Source organism: Shimia sp. W99 (assembly GCF_053851455.3).
Genome location: NZ_JBSQBU020000001.1, coordinates 2904372 through 2923223 on the forward strand (window position 1 = coordinate 2904372; position 18852 = coordinate 2923223).

Consider the following 18852-nt stretch of genomic DNA (forward strand, 5'->3'; position numbering starts at 1 on the left):
CTCGTAGAACTTCAACAGAACCAGACATACATGGCGGGAAACTCGCTCATATGGCGGCTCTTCTATGGTCAGCCACCAAACCTTGGGTTAGTCTGCTCGCAAACCGGACAGGAGTTCGGTTTGACTTGGCTCTTGGGCCTATTGTGGCCCTGCTTGGGGAAGAATATGCGGCAACGCGTGATTGGTGTCCTGTTTGCTTCATTTGCCCGGGCGGCATTCGTGGCGCTTTGTCTTCTGCCCACGCAGTCACCTGCTTTTGAAATCTCTCTCAACGTCGCGGGAAACGACGAAGACCTGCGCGACAGGATCACGGGCTCTTCGCTGATCTTTGCTGCAAAAACGGAGGGCACGACTGACGGTCAGGACATCATCGCTGCCGCACAATCGGACTATAAACGGCTGGTCAGCCTGCTCTATGAACAGGGATATTTTGGACCTGATATCCGAATCCGCGTGAACGGCCAGGAGGCGGCGGCCATTTCGCCATTTGCCAACATTTCCAATGTGCGTAACGTTGCCATCGCGATCAATCCGGGCCCCCGTTTCAAATTTGGAAAGACCCGTGTCGCCCCCATCGCACCTGAAACCGAGCTTCCCAAGGAATTCGCCCCGGGAGAACGGGCAAGCCTGTCGGTGATCCAGAACGCAGCCGGGGCCGCCGTGGACGGCTGGCGCGCCGTCGGGCACGCCAAAGCGGACATCTCGGATCAAAAAATCACCGCCAATCACCCCGGAAAACAGCTCGATGTTGATCTGAAAGTGGCGCCCGGCCCCCGGCTCGCCTTTGGCAACCTGGAGTACACCGGCCAAAGCAAGGTCCGGGAAAAGCGGGTGCGCAAGATTGCCGATCTGCCCACCGGGGAAACTTTTGATCCGAAAAAAGCCAAGCGCGTTGCCACACGGCTGCGGCGTACCGGAACTTTCCGATCCGTCGACTTGCGCGAGGCCGAGGATATCGGCCCGAACGATACGCTGGACATGACATTGTCGCTGGTCGACGATCTTCCGCGCCGTATCGGGTTCGGTGCCGAACTGGAGAGCCGCGATGGTTTGGGTCTTTCGGCCTTCTGGTTGCACCGGAACCTGTTGGGCGGTGCCGAGAGCCTCAGGTTCGATGCTTCAGTCGAAAATATCGGCGGCCAGAACAGCGGTATGGACTGGCGGCTTGGCGCCCTTTACACGCGCCCGGCAACACTGGGCGCGGATACAGACCTTCTGATTGGGGCGGAAATCAAGCAGGAAGACGAAGAGCTGTATTTTCTGCGGCAGGCAGGTATGCAGGTCGGTTTCCGGCGCTACCATTCCGAGCGGCTGGAAACACGCGCGGCGTTCGGGTTCCGGTTTTCGGAAGTCGAAGACAACTTTGGCGATCGCAACTTTGCGATTTACGGCATTCCATCCGGAGTGACCTGGGATATGCGGGATAACTTCGCCAATCCGACCCGTGGTTATTATCTTCTGGCAGATGTGGTGCCCTATCTGGGCCAAAAGGACGCTGATAGCGGACTCTATCTCAAGGCCGATTTGCGGGGGTATCGCGGCATCATGGAAGAGAACCGCGTCGTCCTAGCCGGTCGCGTGCAAATCGGGTCCATTGTAGGACCGTCAATCAGGGGCACGCCGCCGGACATGCTGTTCTACACAGGCGGCGGCGACACCGTGCGGGGTCAGCCCTACCAGTCTAATTTCGTGACTGTAAACGGCATCGATAGCGGGGGGCTGTCCTTTTTGACACTGTCCGGCGAGGTTCGGGTCAAGATCACGGATCACATTTCGACGGTCGCCTTCTACGACGCGGGTTTCGTGGGCGAGTCTTCAGATTTCTCCGGCGCAGGCAACTGGCATTCCGGTGCGGGTCTTGGGGTGCGGTACAACACCGGCTTCGGTCCGCTACGTGTCGACCTCGCGACCCCTGTTTCAGGTAGTACCGGGAACGGGCTGCAACTCTATATTGGCATAGGGCACGCGTTCTGATGCGCTGGGTGGTTGTGATATACCTTCTTTTCCTGCCGGTCATGGGTCTGGCTCAGGAAGAAGACGATAAGGGAATGCTGACAAGGTTCCTCGAATCCTCACTGTCCGGGGCTGGCCGGTCAGTTGAAGTTGTCGGATTGCGCGGCGCTATCAGCTCGGAAGCCACGATCGAAGAAATCCGGATTTCGGACGATGACGGGCTTTGGATCACGCTCTCCAAGATCAAGCTTAACTGGAACCGGCTCGCTGTCTTGCGGGGCAACGTCAACGTTAACGAGCTTTCGGCAGATCGTATTGTGCTCGTCCGGCTTCCAAAAACAACACCGGACCCGGAGGCGCCTACCGCAGAGGCTACGCCGTTTTCCTTGCCGGAACTGCCTGTCAGCATCAATATCCAGAAACTCAGCGCCGGACGTATCGAACTGGGCGAGCCGGTTCTCGGGCAGGAAGCCGTCCTGTCGCTGGAAACCAAACTGGTCCTTCTCGAGGGCGACGGCGAAGCCATTCTCGAAGCGACGCGTATCGAAGGGCCAAGCGGCAAGTTTCACCTTGATGCCGCCTTTTCGAACGCAACAGGACAATTGCGAGTTGATCTTGAAGCGAACGAAGCTGATGACGGCATCGTGGCAAGCCTGATCCGCTTGCCCGGCACGCCAGCCATTGATCTAAGCATAAAGGGCGAAGGTCCCCTTGATGACTTTACCGCCGATATTCGCCTTGCCAGCGCTGGCGAAGAACGGCTGGCCGGGCAGGTCATCCTGTCTACGGAAGAGGCCGAAACCGCGGAAACCCCGGCGACGCAGGTCATTCTTGCGGATATCTCGGGGGACATGGCGCCCCTGTTCGCCCCAGAATACCGGGATTTCTTCGGCACCGAAATCGCTCTCAACTCTTTAGTGCATCTCTATGCCAATGGAGAAACGACGCTCGACAACCTTTCGCTGACCACAGCATCGATGGCGCTCAAAGGTGCGGTGAGCCTGTCTTCGGATGGGTTGCCGGACAAGTTTGATGTCACGTTGAAAATGGCGGACCCGTCAGGCAAGCCGGTGCTGTTGCCGGTGGCCGGAGCGCGGACCCTTTTGAAAAGAGCGGATCTGACAGCCGAGTTTGATGCGGCAAAGGGGGAACGCTGGGCCCTGTCTGGCATCGTGGAAGGATTTGACACCGACACGGTCAATCTTGGGCGGGCGGCAATTGCCGCAAACGGCCTGATTCGACGCAACACGCCCACGCGCGTATCCGCGGCTCTGCGGCTGGACATGGACAGTTTGAAGCTGGCCGACCCAGCGCTTGATCAGGCGATTGGATCGAGTGGCCAACTCACGGGAAATGTCCTGTGGGAAGAGGGCGCGGACATACAGCTATCGGACTTCGAAATGGCCGCGGGTGGGCTTTTGGCGGATGGTAAGGCGGCGATTGGTGGGCTTGGCAATGATCTTTCGGTGGATGGCCGTTTGCGGATACTTGCGCCCGACATCACCCGATTCAGCGGTCTTGCGGCGCGCCCGCTGTCGGGTGAGTTGCTGACGATCGTTGAAGGGTCTTTCGCCCCACTGACCGGTGCATTCGACGCGGATATCACCGCACGCGGTCGTGATCTCACGATCAACGATCCACGTTTTGACAGGCTGGCCAGAGGCCAAACCGTGCTGGCCTTTTCAGGCAAGCGCGACTTTGATGGGTTGAACCTGCGCCACGCCGCGCTCGACACGGATGGATTCGATATCACCGTCAAAGGTGATCTGGACAGCAACAACGGCAATGTGACCCTTGCGGCCCGGCTTGAGGACACGGCAGTTGTTCTGGAGGGCGTGTCCGGTCCGTCCACAATCGACGGAACCGCCACGCTGACCAACGGGGATTGGAGTTTTGACGTAAAAGCAACCGCCCCCGGCGAGACCGTTGCGACGGTCGACGGCGGCGTTCCTGCCTCTGGCCCGATGGATGCCAGTATTGATATGACCGTCGGCCAACTCGAAACGTTTCTGGACGCCCTGCCTGGTCAGGCACGCATTCAGGCCGACACACGCCAACTTGAGACAGGCTGGAAAGTTGATCTTACGGCATCTGGTCCGTTCGAAACACAGGCAACCGGGTCGGGCGTGATCGACATCGAAGGCAATAACAGCCTGTTTGATCTAACCGGATCATTGCCACTGGCCATCGCCAACCGACAGCTGGCGCCGAATTCGGTACAAGGTCTGGCCACCTATGAACTGCGCCTGGAAGGGGTACCCGCACTCGAAAACGTCTCGGGAACAGTTCGCACGGCCGGTGCGCGATTCTCCCTGCCTTCGCTGCGCGCTTCGCTTGACGATATCAACAGCACGATCACCCTTGCCAACGGGGCTGCAGGCATTGCGGCAACGACAGCGTTTTCCGGAGGAGGCACCATTTCCGTTGACGGCTCTGTCGGTCTCTCGGCGCCTTTCAATGCGAACCTGCCAATCCGCGTGAGCGATCTTGCCTATCGGGACGGTCAATTGTTGGAAACAGTCGTTGACGGAATGGTTCAAGTCGCTGGCCCCCTGACGGGTGGCGGCACCATTTCCGGCGATTTGGTTCTCGGTCAAACCAATATCCGCATTGCTTCGGCGGCTTTGGCCGGGGTCGGTGACGTGCCAGAGATTGCGCATGTAGGCGAACCCGCCAGTGCACAGCGCACGCGCGCAAATGCGGGTCTGATCAAGGAAGAGACCGGCAAAAGCAATGCCTCAGCCCCCTTCAGTCTCGACCTGCGCATACGGACTGGCGAGCGCATATCGGTGCGCGGGATGGGTCTCAATGCGGATTTCGACGGGGGCATGACGATTGCCGGAACAACCAACAACCTTGATACGCAAGGGCAGCTGGAACTGATCCGGGGGCGCATGGCCTTCCTGACCAAAACCTTTGACATCGACGAAGGACTGATCCGGCTCGAAGGCGATCTGATCCCCTGGATGCGGGTTCAGGCCACCTCGAAGCAGACTGATGCCACGGTTCGCGTTATTCTCGAAGGGCGGCTGGACGATCCCGAGATCATTCTGGAATCCGAACCGGAACTACCCGAAGACGAAGTGCTGTCTCAACTACTCTTTGGACGCGACCTTTCTAGTATCTCGGGGCTGCAGGCGGCGCAGTTGGCGGCGGCGCTGGCTTCTCTTTCGGGTAACGGACCGGGGCGACCGCGGCTGGGGCGCAACACCGGGTTGGATGAACTTGCACTTACTTTCGACGAATCGGGTACTCCCGGTTTGCGAGCGGGCAAATACATCAACGAAAACGTCTATACCGAGGTGGGTGTAGACAGCGAAGGCAAGAGTTCGATCAGCCTCAATCTCGATGTCACGGAAAGCCTGACGGTCAAGGGCCGTGTTGATTCCGATTCCGACAGCGGAATCGGGCTTTTCTTCCAGAAGGATTATTGAGTCCGGAGCCGCACTGAAGGCTCCATAATACTTGTGTTTGAGGGGTCCGGTTTCCTCTTGCCTCGCATTCTTCATGCAACTATACCCCAACGCGGCGCCGGTGTAGCTCAGCTGGTAGAGCACGTCATTCGTAATGACCTATACCAAGATTTCGTGAAGCTTTCCTTTTGCCCAGCTCTTTTCTGAAATCTTAAGAACTTGTAAAAAATAACGTAATTTCAAGGCGTTGATAGCATTTTTGCGATGCTTTGCGCGCTTCGTGACACGTTGCTTTTATTCAGCTTTAAATTTCATCGGGTAGCAATCGGGTAGCAAATCTGGCCGCGGGATGGGGTCAGACACTAGGGTCAGGACTCATAGCCAGAAAATGACGAGTGCCGCCAGCGCGATGGCTGACAGGAATACCTTTGGGGATCTGTCGTAACGGGTCGCGACCCGCCGCCAATCCTTGAGCCTGCCGAACATGATTTCTATGCGGTTGCGCCGTTTGTAGCGGCGCTTGTCGTACTTCACCGTTTTCTTCCGCTGTTTTCGACCGGGGATGCAGGCGCGTATCCCTTTGTCTTTCAAAGCTTCTCTGAACCAATCGGCGTCGTAACCACGATCTCCGAGCAGCCAATCTACTTTTGGCAGGCTGCCAACGAGAACCCGTGCGCCGGTGTAATCACTGACCTGACCGGCTGTCACAAAGAGGTTCAGAGGACGTCCTTGGCTGTCGCAAATGGCGTGCAGCTTTGTGTTCATGCCGCCCTTGGTGCGCCCAATCAGACGCCCACGCCCCCCTTTTTCACGCCCAGACTGGACGCCGTGCGATGAGCCTTCAGATAGGTGGCGTCGATCATGACCGTTTTCTCTTCACCATGATCAGCAGCCAAACCAATCAGCATCTCGGCGAAGATGCCCTTGTCGCTCCAACGCTTCCAGCGATTGTAGAGTGTCTTGTGCGGGCCGTATTCCTTGGGAGCATCACGCCATCGTAACCCGTTGCGATTGATGAAGATAATGCCGCTCAGCACCCGGCGATCATCCACACGAGGTTTGCCATGGGACTTGGGGAAGAAGGGCTCAAGGCGCGCCATCTGCGCGTCGCTCAACCAGAAAAGATCAGACATGTTTACCGCTCGTTTTTCGAGTCGTGAATCATGCCGCCAACCGGAAATCAATGGGTCCTGACCCTAGAGCCATCCACAACCGCTCAGACGGAGAATTGTACACACCAATTTTTCAAAGGTTGGAGAGGGAGGTCAATGAGCGTCAACGCGGAATTGAAACGATGGCGAGAATTCAAGCCATCGCGAACAAGCAATAGTGCCCCTCCAATTCCGTATTGAAACCAAAGCCGGTGACGAAGGGTCGGCGGCTTTTTTGTTGGTAGCGGTCAGGGAGCAAGGGCTCTGAAATCAAAACCCTTGATAGCTGCACTTTTCAGATTCGCTCGAAACAAACACCGAGACACCCGCACTTGCAGAGCTGTGATGGGTCAACAAACCATTTGACCTGTAGGAACTGGGTAACAGGAGGTTATGCCCACATGTGCTACAAAATGTGATACAGTTTTTACGGTGGAGGCAGCGGAAAACTGGTGGAAATTCAATGAAATCAGTTATTTAGAAAACTTATAGTGGAGTTTTTTGGTGCCTCAAGAGGGACTCGAACCCCCGACCTTGTCCTTACGAAGGACCTGCTCTACCAGCTGAGCTATTGAGGCAACGCGGTGTATTTACTGCTGGCATGCAATCGTGGCAAGCAAAATAGATAGAAATCTAATGGCATTTGTTCAGTGGGTAGCAAACTAGTGTCACGGCCTAAACATCACTGATATCTCCCTACAAGCAACATGTTGAGACAACTAGATAAAATGATCCTTGAGGATAATGGTTGACCTGCCCCCCAAATTCTCCCTCGTTCTGATGTAGAGTTTGCTCAACCTTTCGAAGGAGCAAACAGATGCGAAAGAGCCGTTTCACGGAAGCGCAAATCATTGGGATGATCAAAGAGCAGGAAGCAGGCATGCCGACAGCGGAGGTGTGCCGCAAGCACGGTCTCAGCCAGGGCACGTTCTACAAGTACAAATCGAAGTATGGCGGCATGGAGGTGTCGGATGTCGCTAAGCTGAGGGCGATGGAAGACGAGAACGCCAGGCTCAAGCGCCTTCTGGCAGATACGATGCTGGACAATGCCGTTCTGAAAGACTTGCTGGGAAAGAACTGACGACGCCAACCGAACGGCGGGATGCAGCGCTCAAGGCGATGCGGGATCATGACATCTCGCAGCGCCGAGCGTGCAGGCTCGTTGGTGTCGATCCCAAAACTGTCAGGCGTGAACGCCCGCCCGACAATCCTGAGATCAGGGAGGAGATGAAAGCCGTCGCAGTCCAGCGGCGCCGGTTCGGCTATCGGCGGATCGGCGTTATGCTGGAGCGCAAGGGGATGATCATGAACCACAAGAAGCTGTACCGCCTCTACACGGAGGAGAAGCTGGGCGTCAGGCGACGAAGGGGTCGCAAACGGGCGCGGGGATCGCGGACGCCAATGCCCGAGGCTCTGAGGCCCGGCGAACGCTGGTCTCTGGACTTCCTGTCCGACACGTTCGGGGCATCGCGACGGTTCCGCATTCTGGCGGTGAACGATGATTGCTGCCGCGAGAACCTGTGTCTGATGGCCGATACCAGCATCTCGGGTGCCCGTGTGGCGCGGGAACTGGATGCGCTTGTCCGGGTCTATGGTAGGCCCGCCAGCATAGTCAGTGACAACGGCACCGAGTTCACCAGTCGGGCGATCCTGAAATGGGCGAACAACAACGGCGTCGATTGGCATTACATCGATCCGGGCAAGCCCCAGCAGAACGCCTTCATCGAGTCCTTCAACGGCAGCCTCCGGGACGAGTTGCTGAACGAGGAGATGTTCGACAGCTTGGAAGATGCACGGCGAATTCTGGCCCTCTGGCGCTACGACTACAACAACGTCAGGCCGCACTCATCGCTCGGCAATCAAACACCCGCGGAAGCGCGCCGGGCGCTTGAGCCAAATGAGGGCTCCGCGCCCGGCGCGCTTGCCCAAACCGAAACCGAAGAATATGAAAACCAGACCCGCAGACTCTCGTTTTGAATGAGGGACCATCGGGGGGCAGGTCAGAGCCCGTTGACTTTGAAAGCAGGCAGCACAAACTGTTCAAGGCAGGTGTCTAGGAAACTAGGGGCACCTCATCCCCATGGATCAGAGGTCAACAATGCACTAGGGTCAGGACCCATTGATTTCCGGTTGGCGGCATGATTCACGACTCGAAAAACGAGCGGTAAACATGTCTGATCTTTTCTGGTTGAGCGACGCGCAGATGGCGCGCCTTGAGCCCTTCTTCCCCAAGTCCCATGGCAAACCTCGTGTGGATGATCGCCGGGTGCTGAGCGGCATTATCTTCATCAATCGCAACGGGTTACGATGGCGTGATGCTCCCAAGGAATACGGCCCGCACAAGACACTCTACAATCGCTGGAAGCGTTGGAGCGACAAGGGCATCTTCGCCGAGATGCTGATTGGTTTGGCTGCTGATCATGGTGAAGAGAAAACGGTCATGATCGACGCCACCTATCTGAAGGCTCATCGCACGGCGTCCAGTCTGGGTGTGAAAAAGGGGGGCGTGGGCGTCTGATTGGGCGCACCAAGGGCGGCATGAACACAAAGCTGCACGCCATTTGCGACAGCCAAGGACGTCCTCTGAACCTCTTTGTGACAGCCGGTCAGGTCAGTGATTACACCGGCGCACGGGTTCTCGTTGGCAGCCTGCCAAAAGTAGATTGGCTGCTCGGAGATCGTGGTTACGACGCCGATTGGTTCAGAGAAGCTTTGAAAGACAAAGGGATACGCGCCTGCATCCCCGGTCGAAAACAGCGGAAGAAAACGGTGAAGTACGACAAGCGCCGCTACAAACGGCGCAACCGCATAGAAATCATGTTCGGCAGGCTCAAGGATTGGCGGCGGGTCGCGACCCGTTACGACAGATCCCCAAAGGTATTCCTGTCAGCCATCGCGCTGGCGGCACTCGTCATTTTCTGGCTATGAGTCCTGACCCTAATAACCAAACTGGACCAGTCAGATGAGGCCGCTCGTACGAACTTCGTCTCCCCCAACAGAGCCTGCTCACATCACAGAATACACATCTTTAAATAAAATAAGTAAGAAAGACAGTAATTTCCCCAAAAAAACGTGCCACAGCCCCCCCGGGCAGAAACCCAAGGGTATGTGCCGGAGTTCCTAAAACAAGTAAGAATATTCCAACGGTAAAGCTTGCGGTCGCTGAGTTTGCCCTTACTGGGCTATCAGATTTGAAAATATAGTTAGCCATTATCAAAATAGTGAATGAGAAGAAGTGAAAGCTCAGCCACCTACCCCAGTCAACAGCAATAAAATACAACGGAAAAAAGGAAACTCCAGTCGCGACGAAGGCGGCAAGCAGAAAAGGCAAGTTTTCTCTCGTTGCTGTAACAGCGAATATTCCCGAAAAGCAAAAAACATAAACCGCCAAGAACTTTAATATGGCGAACCCATCCGCCATATTCAAAACTCTTGAATAACCATGTGAAACTCCTCTATCGAGCCACTTTACAGCACCGTTGCAGAGTTGCTCGGGCAAGTTATAATCTATAAGGACACCGCATACAGCCTGCGCCCCTGGACCAGAGGAAAATAGCATAACAAAAGTGATAGCGGCCATAGAGGCCAGCACAACAACAGCACAAGAAATCCAAATCTCATAAGTTGAGAAAGTGCTCCGCCCGTAGATGGGTATCAGATACAAAACCAATGGCATGAAAGCAGTTAGCGCCTCATGGCTAAAAACAGCAACAACGTACAGAAATATGGAGCCCCACAGTCCAGCGCGAGACCCTGCTTTGAGCGATAATGTTAAAACGACAACTGAAACGAATACAATCAACTCCTTTCGTAGGCTACCTTGTGGGTCTGAAGCCCAAAAAAGCGGAAAAAAGGCAGGAGAGCACACAAGCACAAACAAAAGTGCTGACGGCACAAACCGCCCGAGCTTTGCAAAGAAATAGAAGAGTGAAACCAATAAGAGCGCCTGTATTGTGGACAAGACGATAAGTGGATTGGTGTGCAACAAATCTGATACTAAAAATGTGAAGTCTCCCGTTAATGAGCGGCGCACAGTACCAGCTTGAGAGTTTATTAGCCAATCCCCCTGTTTCCACGGATTTCCACCATGCCTCACGTCATGTATCAACCTTAAAAATAAGTAGGAAAGTGAGGAGAGTAAAACAAAAACAGAGAGTATCTCTAGCGTCCGCGTGCCACGACCTTGAACTGAAGACTTCATATTCTCATTCCTTTGAAAATCCGCTCTGGGATTTTCTGTATTAACATCATGATGAACTGCCATACGGGCTTCACGTAGATGATGTCTTGTTTCTTTTGCACGGCGTTCAACACAGAACCCGCCACTTCTTCGGGCTGCGCTGTAAGCCTTCGAGGTAAGTCCATGCCCGCTGTCATCTTTGTGGCGACGAAGCCGGGCAACACGGTGACAACATGTACGCCCTTTTTTGCTAATCTGTTGCGCAGGCCAGATAAGAACGCCGAGAACCCGGCCTTTGCTGAGCCATAGACGTAGTTGGTTGCTCTACCTCGTTCGCCAGCCACAGAGCTAATGCCTACTATGCAGCCTGAACCGCGTTGCTCGAACCGATTGGCAAGCACAGCTAGAATGCTGGCGGGTCCTTCATAGTTGCTGCGCATTACTTTGGCTGAAGCCTGCACATCGCGTTCATTGTCTGCTTGATCACCCATAAAACCGACAGCACAAACTGCCACAGCGGGCAGTTCGGGCAATCCATCCACGAAACTGTCATGCGATGCGATATCCAGCGCATCAAACTCATGCACAGACACAGCAACCTGATATCGCAGCTCAATGTCAGATTTATTAGCGTCTAAACTGTCTGCATTCCGCGCTGCCAGCTGAATGTTGTAGCCAGCCTTCGCAAAACGATGCGCTATCGCCATTGCAATGTCACTTCGCGCACCGAGGATCAGCGCTTTGCCTTTGCTCATAACCTCAACCTTTCCGATTGAGCCGAACTGTAAGCTTCCAGTACTCCAGCCTGCTGACGATATTGCCTGTAGTCATCAGCACGGTGCTCAGATTGCTCGAACACTTCACACGACATCCGGCTGTCTTTAGCGAGATAAAGGCGCCCACCATATTGCAGAGTGATACTGTCCAGCTTGTTCATCAGTGCGAGATTTTTTGCATTTATTGGAAAGTCCAACGCCAGCGTATAGCCCTCCATTGGGAATGAGAACCGGGTTTCTTGTGCTCCAAGCCGCTTGAGAACCGCCAAAAAGGAACCCGCGCCAGCCTTTGCGATAGCACCGAGCGACTCGCTCAGACCTTGTTCGGCATGTTCAAGTGGGATGACGCATTGAAACTGCGCAAAGCCACGCCGTCCGTAGATTTTGTTCCAGCCCAGTATTGCATCGAGCGGGTAGAAGTAGCTGTCCCAATCAACAAGCTGCCTCTCTGACTTTCGCTTGCCATTCCAATAGTAGAGAGCATTGAACATTCGGACACTATGGCTGTTCAACGCCCAGCTTGGAAACTCTGCAGGTATTCTCAGTTTACGCTTTGGCGGTATATGCAACGGTGTCTTGCGATACTGCAACGGCGCTGCGGTTGCTTCAGCGTGTTCACCTAGCATTACCAACGAGCGCCCTAGCGCCGAGCCTGTTTGCAGACAATCTATCCAAGCAACCGAATATGTTGCGTCATGCGACTGCTCAAACATTTCGATAGCGTGCTGTATATTGTCTGCCACCAATGTGCGCTGTTCAATCCAAGCCGAACCGACGGGACGCAAGCGTACTGCCGCACGAAGGATAATGCCTGTCAGCCCCATCCCGCCAATCGTCCATTCAAACAGCTTTGTATTTTCTGCTTTCGAGCAGCGCCGAATAGCACCGTCAGCAGTGAGCACATCTATCCAGTCAACGTAGTTGCCAAAGCTGCCGTCTTTATGATGGTTCTTTCCATGTACATCCGCCGCAATCATTCCACCCAGTGTGACGAACTTTGTACCTGGTGTAACAGCAGGGAACCAACCTCGCGGCAAGAACGCATCAATTACATCTGCCAGCAGCACACCTGCTTCTGCAATCAACCGTCCGTGCTCCGCGTCAAACGCCAGCATTCGGTTGAAATGCTTCATGTGGATAGTGTTTTCTGCGCTGACAGCACTGTCGCCGTAGGCTCTTCCATTACCACGTGCAATCGCGTTGCCTTGCTGAGCCAGTGCTTGAAGTGCCTCCACTGTGCGCGGGGTGCTCACCGTTGCGTCAATACACGGATATCTGCCCCAGCCAGCCAACTTCATGTCAGCTGTCCCAAGCGTGCATCACTGAACACAAAGCGTCGGTCCAACCGGTACTTGACGACATAGCCGATGCTCAGTCCAATCACAGCGCCCAGCTCACGCATCTGATCTGTTTGCCACACAAGCCAGAACGCAGTCTCAGTGCCCCAAAAGATCGCTGTCGTGACGACACCCATGGCTGTGTAAAGTGAGAACTTCTTGCTGTGCGCTTTCGCGCCGGAGCTCAAGTCTTCAAATATCCAGCGTTTATCTAAAAAATATTTTAGTAGCAGTCCCACTGCGGTACCTGTTCCCACAGCTATAGCAAACAGAGAACCGCTGTCGCCAAACCACAGCACCGTACGCTGTGCTGCAAGGTTAGCAAGCGTCGCTAAAACAGCGAAGAAGGTATAGCGGAGAACCAACGTGGGCACTGTCATAGAAACGCACCTGCAGCTGCAAAAGACAGCATCGCCACAAAACAGATTTGGCTCACACGATCCTTTGCAGCAAATACAACTGGGTCATCATGCATTGCCCCTCGATGGGTAATCAACACCATGCGTGTCAGCCAATAAAGCAACACGCAGCAAATGCCCCACAACGTTTCCGGTGTGGCGTAGAGCTCCATAACTGCTGGCGAGTTCACATATAGCGCCATAACCAGCACGGAAATATACCCAGCGGCCAACCCAACCATACTTATGATGGGCAGATCTTCCACATGATAGCCGCGCCCTTTGGCTGTAAGCGTTCCTCGCTCAGCCATATCCACTAGCTCGGCTTGGCGTTTCACGGCAGCAAGTGATAAGAAGAAGAAGGTGGAGAAAGCGAAGAGCCAAACGGACAGTTCAATCCCCGTTGCCACACCGCCTGCAACAATCCGCATTGTGTAGAGCCCTGCTAAAACACAGATGTCTAGGATGATTTGACGCTTAAATCGCAATGAATATGACGTTGTGAGGACAAAGTATGCGCCTAGTGTCAGCAGGAACTGCCATCCAAGAAACGCTGAAATCAAAACACCTGACAATAAAGATGCTAACGTCAAAAAGCCACCATGTGCGATAGGGACTGCGCCTGAGGCAAAAGGGCGTAGTCGCTTGCGGGGGTGCGCTCTGTCAGCGTTCAAGTCCAGCAAATCATTCAGAACATAGACGCTGGATGCAACGAGGCTGAACGCAGCGAAGGCTAGCAAGGAACTGATGAAAGTCACGGCATCCAACTGATGTCCAGCCAGCATGGGCAGGAAGACCAGTATGTTTTTCAGCCACTGATGCGGGCGAAGTGCCTTTACATAGGGACGTACCGACCTTGCCGTCGTCCCCAAATGTTCAATGGGCTTGCCCAAGCCTTCGGCTTTTTGGCGCAATAATGGAGAAGCGTCGACTGTGACTACTTTTTGTGATGCTTCCCAAACGGGCAAATCAGCAGGAGCATCTCCCATGTATTGAAACGCCTCGTGCCCAAAACGCTCGACTAAAAATGCTGCTTTATTGGCGCCTTTCAGGTTTTGCTCATCACCAGAGCCATGCACCTCGTCAAATATTTGCAAATGTTCGGCTATATGATTGGCAATAATCTGATTAGAAGCTGTTACCAGTGCCGTACGCCCACCCCGAGCACGATAGTCACGCACATAGGCGACAACGGCTTCGTCGTAAGGCAAGGAGGTGGCGTCTATATCCGCCTGTGACTGTAGATAGCTCTTCAGTGCTGCCTTACCCCGCGCAAGCGCTGAGGCCGACAAAAAGGGGCTGCGCCAGTTTTTGCCAAATGCGCTCCAAAAACTTTCATGCAACATGTCGGACTTGAGCAGCGTTCCGTCCAAGTCCACCACCAACACTGTATTCACGCCGTCACTCATCATACTGTTAGCCAGTTGTTAGCTTTGAACGAGCTTTATTCACGCTGCTTCCATCGTACGAAAAAACCAGTTACGCGATGGCGCCAGAAACTTTCGCCCAGCCAGATTTCAGACTTTTGGGGTTCTGTGGTGGAGGCTGGCTCTCCTCCCCCCCCCCAAAAAAAACCAGACACATCAGTTCTTCCGGCAACAGCTGGCAGTGCACAGACACTGCCGCGCCATGCCAATGTGCCAAAATCTGCTTCTCCTCTTTCTCATCACGCGACAGGCAGTGAGACCGCAAGCGCATGTCGGATGTTACTGTATGTGAAAACCTTACTTCCACGTCGTTGCGCGGGCGGAAGTGTTCATAATCCGTTTCAAGAAAGCCCCGCGCTGCATGGGGGGCTTGGACAATATGTTCAAAGAAGCGCTGTTGAGCTGACAATGTCATGCTGAAATCCCGTTTTGCTTTCATAAATAGACTATTTGAGCATAGCCTGCCAGTCGTTCTGTAAAGGCTGTGGCATAGAAAGGTTCTGTCATGGTGCTGTCAAAGAAAACCGGCTTGAGGCGGGTAGGGCGGTTTTGTAGCGTCGCGTCAGGACCAGAAGATCGCCGTTTCGCTATTTCAAAACGAGCCCGGAAATCATCCGCTTGGCTGTAGCGCTGTAAGTCCGTTTCCCTCTTTCGCTTCGCATTGTGGAGGATCTTCTGCATGAGCAGGGGTGTCGACGTCAGCCACGAAGCGGTTCGTTACTGGTGGCATCAATTTGGTCCGATGTTCGCTTCTGAAATCCGAAAGCGGCGCACTTCTAGTATGAAGTCGAGCCAGTGGCGGTGGCATCTGGATGAGATGTTCGTGAAGATCAATGGCGAACGGCACTACCTTTGGCGGGCTGTCGATCACGAAGGTGAGGTTTGAGGTGTTGCAAGGCCAAGGCGCGACGATCGCCGAGGCGGTGCGCCTGAGTCATGGGATCGCCGGATATGTTGCTACCGTTAATGATAAACACGGAAACGACCTGAGAAATCCCCATGTGCATTTCGTCTTCTCCGATGTGCAGCAGAAAACCGGAGGGCGTAGCAGTCCCAAATGATACAAAGTGGCAGCCAATTTATCGCTCTCAAGGAAAACGGTTCGTGACGACTTTTGCAAACGGAAGTCACTCAACGCGCGTCCTGCCGGTCTTGGTGCCGGTAGCGGCTATTGCCAACCGAGAATGGCTTGCTGCGGGCTCTACAGCGCCTGGAGTTCAACCTGGCAAATTCAGAGTTCGTTCACTGCGTTTGCTTTCCTTTCGGCCCTGTGCTCAAGCCGCCGTGAAGTCGACAACGCCGCATCCCTGGCACCACGCGTGCTTGGCATTGGCCGCCGGAGCGCGTTTTCGCGCCGCATGTGGGGCGGTCGTTTTTGGGTAGCGGAACGCCGTCATCATTCAGACCCAATTCGATCATCCGCTTGCAAGTTTTCCCCAAACATTGCGAGCAGGATTTTCGATAGTTCGGGTGCTTGTGTTGCTCGGCTGGGCAAGGCCGCCAAAGAGATCTAAGTGCATCAAAATCAATCGGTTTCGATTTGAATCGGGCCTGCATTATTTTCATGAGTTTGGTTTGTCTGCCCATCAGAAAACCTTAACTTTTGTCGGCAGAGTCGACGAACCCCATGATGCGCGAGAGGCCTCTATGCGCTTTAGCCTCGATGCCATTGGCAACGGCCCCGCGCACAATCTCTTTCTGATATGTCTCCAGCTTCGTCCTCTTGCCAGCCAGCAGTTCCCCAGAGACCACCAGCTTGGTAGGAAAAGCGCAGCGCCGCCTTCGCGTCTTTCGATGCCCTAGCCATCAGCAGCCCTCCCAAAAGTTACCGGGAAACAGAACAGAATAGTCCCACTCCGCGACCCACCCCCCTCCGCAAACCGGGGCATTGGGACCATTTAAAGCCATGCCGTCGCCAGCGTGACAATCGTGACACCTCCTAAAGGGGTGTCACGTTCGTCACGGTCATTCTGGCCCGCACGTGTCACGCACGGTGACGGCTTGTCACGATTGTCACGGTGGAGGTTAGTCATCATCCTGCACCCGCCACACATGGTCGCCATGTTGACGCACCTCGTTCAGGTCCATCAGCTTATCCTTGGCGCGCTTGAAGGCTTGGCGTCCTGCACTCTCGCTGGTACCTGAGGTGAGGCCGTGCAGATCACAGGCTTCACGCCACTTATCCACATGAACTACCCTGCGGTTGGGCGGATACAGGTTGCCCGTGCGGGTCTCCCCGTGGTCGCACAAGGCGTCGTAAAGCGCCTGCATCGCCACCTCATTTTTGCCGCTCAGGGGCTTGCGCTCAGGCTTGGGCGGCTCGGCCATATCGACCACCGCAGATGTGACGGGATCACCGTCTTCATCGATTCCGAGCGTCACAGACCGCAGGTTGAAATGCAGCGGGTCAGGCGGCTCTTGGTCACGCTGTTTGCGGGATTTGATCTCCCACTCAGCCGTCACCTGAATTTCGTTATCAACTGCCGCCCTGAGGGCTGAGGAACCACGAGCGCCCCGTTCCTCATCTTTTCCGGTGTGGTGGATCACCATGACATGCGCGCCGGTCGCCTCGCGGATCAGATCGCAATTGCGCACAAATTGGGCCGCGTCCTTGGCTGTGTTTTCATCACCCGCACCCATGGATCGGGCCAAGGTGTCGATCACTACCAGCGCGGGCTTTTTGCAAGGCATGGCTGCGCACACGGTCCGGGCATCCCGCTGGCCGTGCAAGTCCAACACCAAGGGCAACAAGTAGAACTGTGCATCAGCCATATCGGGGCGGTCTCGTTTGATCGCGGCAATGCGGTTGAGGATACCCGCGCCGCCCTCAGCAGCGATGTAGAGAACCGGCCCGCCGTTGATCCGCAGGCCGCGCCACGGTTTGCCAGCCGCGATGTGCATGGCAATCTCCAGGGCCACGAAGGTTTTGCCCGCGTTGGAAGGGCCGTAGAGCATCGAAAGGCAACTCCGATCCAGCCAGCCTTTGAGCAAGTAGTTGTCGGTCAACACCGCATCGATTGCCGAGAGGTCCACGAGGCGACGTTTGATTTCACGCGCCCGCCGCCCATGCACTTTCTCTTGTGGAAACTCATCGGGGTGCGACACAGGCCGACCTGCCATTTCTGAAAAATTACTCATCACGCTGCTTACCCCTTCTGTACAAAGTCCAGAAAAGCCGCTTGATCCTGTTCCGGCAGATGATTGTAGCTGGCCAGAAGATACGCTTTGAGCTCGTCGCGCGCGGCCATTTGAGCCCAGAATACCGCTTCATCCATAAAGCTGAACAAGGGTGGGATAGGAGCGCCTGCGCCGCCGTGCGCCCGCACCAGCGCCTCGATGGCGTCATCCCGCCGCAAGGTACAGAGAATGGTGGATGCGAGCAGGCTAAGGCACGCTGGGCTGAGACGGGCCGCCAGGATGGTTTGCAACCCTTCCCATGCATTCGGCGTATTCATCCAAAGGGCGCAGCCGATGGATCGGGAAGCTATTTCGATCGGGGCGGGGAAACGCTGAGAATTACTCGTACCACTACACCCAGATTTTTTGACAATTGGCCCTGGAGTGATATGTTTCTCGGGATCTGTTCTGTGAGCGTTTTGCAGTTCATCCCCAACCCCGGCCGCGACGCACATCGCGCCGGGGTTTTCGTTTTCAGTCTTTTCCCGGATCATCCCGCCACCTCGCGCGCGTTCAAAATCTCGAAAACTTCGGACTTTCCTCGGTAGCGACGGTGAACGAAGTAAATGCCTTTTCGCGAATCCATCCGAACGTTTTTGGCACTGGGCCAAAGCATTACGGCACCGGCTCCACCGCCCACAAGAAATTGGGGATTTTGCTGTTGGCTTTCTCGCCCGAGAGCCGGAACCGACTGACTTTGGCAGTTGTCGGTGGTATGGCTTTCCGCCGATTGACGCTTTCGGGATAGTAAACTGGTCATGGATCGCCGCCGCAATAGCTGCGCCACTGGCCGCCCATCGCATTTGGGCAATGGGGTAGTGTTAGTCATGTCGTGCACTCGCCACATTACGTAGGTTGCGAAGGTGTGCGTCGATCTCTTCTTCGGGCCAATATAGCCGTCCCCCCAGTTTGATAGGCGGTGGCAGCCGGTTTGCTTCAAGATCAAGGTAAATTGCAGAGCGCGAGCGTCCGCCTAACTTTGCGCGAAGTTCGGAAAAGTTCAGGTATTTCATTCTCACCATCCAGTGCTGTTTGGGATG

The 18852-nt window shown here is 55.0% G+C and carries 17 protein-coding genes, 1 tRNA gene and 1 pseudogene; 6 read left to right on the forward strand and 13 right to left on the reverse strand.

The window, feature by feature from the left end; translation table 11 throughout:
- Positions 1-165: 165 nt before the first annotated feature.
- The gene (locus ACS3QZ_RS14150) at positions 166-1974 is read left to right on the forward strand and encodes an autotransporter assembly complex protein TamA (protein ID WP_456038423.1); all 1809 of its coding nucleotides are present in this window, start codon (positions 166-168) and stop codon (positions 1972-1974) included.
- The gene (locus ACS3QZ_RS14155) at positions 1974-5387 is read left to right on the forward strand and encodes a translocation/assembly module TamB domain-containing protein (RefSeq protein WP_456038424.1); all 3414 of its coding nucleotides are present in this window, start codon (positions 1974-1976) and stop codon (positions 5385-5387) included. The genes ACS3QZ_RS14150 and ACS3QZ_RS14155 overlap by 1 nt, the downstream gene beginning before the upstream one ends.
- 354 nt (positions 5388-5741) lie before the next feature.
- Here the strand turns inward: ACS3QZ_RS14155 and ACS3QZ_RS14160 are convergent.
- Positions 5742-6499 (reverse strand): IS5 family transposase gene (locus ACS3QZ_RS14160; RefSeq protein WP_456036452.1). Its coding sequence is split into 2 segments (ribosomal slippage): positions 5742-6178 and positions 6178-6499, totalling 759 coding nucleotides; the frame shifts between segments, so codons are not numbered across the junction.
- Positions 6500-7019: 520 nt separating this feature from the next.
- Positions 7020-7095, reverse strand: a tRNA-Thr gene (locus tag ACS3QZ_RS14165).
- Positions 7096-7334: 239 nt separating this feature from the next.
- On the opposite strand from ACS3QZ_RS14165, the gene ACS3QZ_RS14170 reads away from it, so the two are divergent.
- Both ACS3QZ_RS14170 and ACS3QZ_RS14175 read left to right on the forward strand, forming a co-directional pair.
- Positions 7335-8494 (forward strand): IS3 family transposase gene (locus tag ACS3QZ_RS14170; protein ID WP_456035993.1). Its coding sequence is split into 2 segments (ribosomal slippage): positions 7335-7584 and positions 7584-8494, totalling 1161 coding nucleotides; the frame shifts between segments, so codons are not numbered across the junction.
- A gap of 193 nt (positions 8495-8687) precedes the next feature.
- Positions 8688-9445 (forward strand): IS5 family transposase gene (locus ACS3QZ_RS14175; protein ID WP_456037200.1). Its coding sequence is split into 2 segments (ribosomal slippage): positions 8688-9006 and positions 9006-9445, totalling 759 coding nucleotides; the frame shifts between segments, so codons are not numbered across the junction.
- 100 nt (positions 9446-9545) lie between these two features.
- On the opposite strand, the gene ACS3QZ_RS14180 is transcribed toward ACS3QZ_RS14175, so the two are convergent.
- From ACS3QZ_RS14180 to ACS3QZ_RS14210, 7 genes are all read right to left on the reverse strand, one after another.
- Complete coding sequence (locus tag ACS3QZ_RS14180; protein WP_456038425.1) at positions 9546-10718, reverse strand: hypothetical protein; 1173 nt, start codon at positions 10716-10718, stop codon at positions 9546-9548.
- Positions 10715-11452 carry an SDR family oxidoreductase gene (locus tag ACS3QZ_RS14185; RefSeq protein ID WP_456038426.1) on the reverse strand — a complete coding sequence of 246 codons (738 nt, stop codon included), beginning with the start codon at positions 11450-11452 and terminating at the stop codon, positions 10715-10717. Before ACS3QZ_RS14185 ends, ACS3QZ_RS14180 begins: the two co-directional genes overlap by 4 nt.
- Positions 11449-12771 carry an FAD-binding oxidoreductase gene (locus tag ACS3QZ_RS14190; RefSeq protein WP_456038427.1) on the reverse strand — a complete coding sequence of 441 codons (1323 nt, stop codon included), beginning with the start codon at positions 12769-12771 and terminating at the stop codon, positions 11449-11451. Before ACS3QZ_RS14190 ends, ACS3QZ_RS14185 begins: the two co-directional genes overlap by 4 nt.
- Complete coding sequence (locus ACS3QZ_RS14195) at positions 12768-13190, reverse strand: GtrA family protein (RefSeq protein WP_456038428.1); 423 nt, start codon at positions 13188-13190, stop codon at positions 12768-12770. Before ACS3QZ_RS14195 ends, ACS3QZ_RS14190 begins: the two co-directional genes overlap by 4 nt.
- Positions 13187-14617: a UbiA family prenyltransferase gene (locus ACS3QZ_RS14200; RefSeq protein WP_456038429.1), complete on the reverse strand. Its 1431-nt coding sequence runs from the start codon at positions 14615-14617 to the stop codon at positions 13187-13189. Before ACS3QZ_RS14200 ends, ACS3QZ_RS14195 begins: the two co-directional genes overlap by 4 nt.
- A gap of 70 nt (positions 14618-14687) precedes the next feature.
- Positions 14688-15050, reverse strand: coding sequence for a hypothetical protein (locus ACS3QZ_RS14205; RefSeq protein ID WP_456038430.1), 363 nt, complete (start codon positions 15048-15050; stop codon positions 14688-14690).
- 20 nt (positions 15051-15070) lie between these two features.
- A complete protein-coding gene (locus tag ACS3QZ_RS14210) occupies positions 15071-15316 on the reverse strand; it encodes a hypothetical protein (RefSeq protein WP_456039370.1) in 246 nt (81 codons plus the stop codon).
- Between ACS3QZ_RS14210 and ACS3QZ_RS14215 the strand changes: the two are divergent.
- Both ACS3QZ_RS14215 and ACS3QZ_RS14220 read left to right on the forward strand, forming a co-directional pair.
- Positions 15245-15518: pseudogene (locus ACS3QZ_RS14215) on the forward strand (DDE-type integrase/transposase/recombinase); the annotation flags it as partial. The gene ACS3QZ_RS14210 and the pseudogene ACS3QZ_RS14215 overlap by 72 nt on opposite strands.
- Complete coding sequence (locus ACS3QZ_RS14220; protein ID WP_456038431.1) at positions 15469-15696, forward strand: hypothetical protein; 228 nt, start codon at positions 15469-15471, stop codon at positions 15694-15696. The pseudogene ACS3QZ_RS14215 and the gene ACS3QZ_RS14220, both read left to right, overlap by 50 nt.
- A gap of 181 nt (positions 15697-15877) precedes the next feature.
- Here the strand turns inward: ACS3QZ_RS14220 and ACS3QZ_RS14225 are convergent, their stop codons facing one another.
- The 4 genes from ACS3QZ_RS14225 to ACS3QZ_RS14240 form a co-directional block, all read right to left on the reverse strand.
- Positions 15878-16222 carry an HGGxSTG domain-containing protein gene (locus tag ACS3QZ_RS14225; RefSeq protein ID WP_456038432.1) on the reverse strand — a complete coding sequence of 115 codons (345 nt, stop codon included), beginning with the start codon at positions 16220-16222 and terminating at the stop codon, positions 15878-15880.
- 438 nt (positions 16223-16660) lie between these two features.
- On the reverse strand, positions 16661-17773 hold the full coding sequence (locus ACS3QZ_RS14230; protein WP_456038433.1) for a helicase RepA family protein: 1113 nt from the start codon (positions 17771-17773) through the stop codon (positions 16661-16663).
- A gap of 8 nt (positions 17774-17781) precedes the next feature.
- Positions 17782-18306 (reverse strand): hypothetical protein, encoded by a 525-nt coding sequence (locus ACS3QZ_RS14235; RefSeq protein WP_456038435.1) that lies wholly within the window; start codon positions 18304-18306, stop codon positions 17782-17784.
- 327 nt (positions 18307-18633) lie between these two features.
- Positions 18634-18834 (reverse strand): helix-turn-helix transcriptional regulator, encoded by a 201-nt coding sequence (locus ACS3QZ_RS14240; protein ID WP_456038436.1) that lies wholly within the window; start codon positions 18832-18834, stop codon positions 18634-18636.
- Positions 18835-18852: the final 18 nt, after the last annotated feature.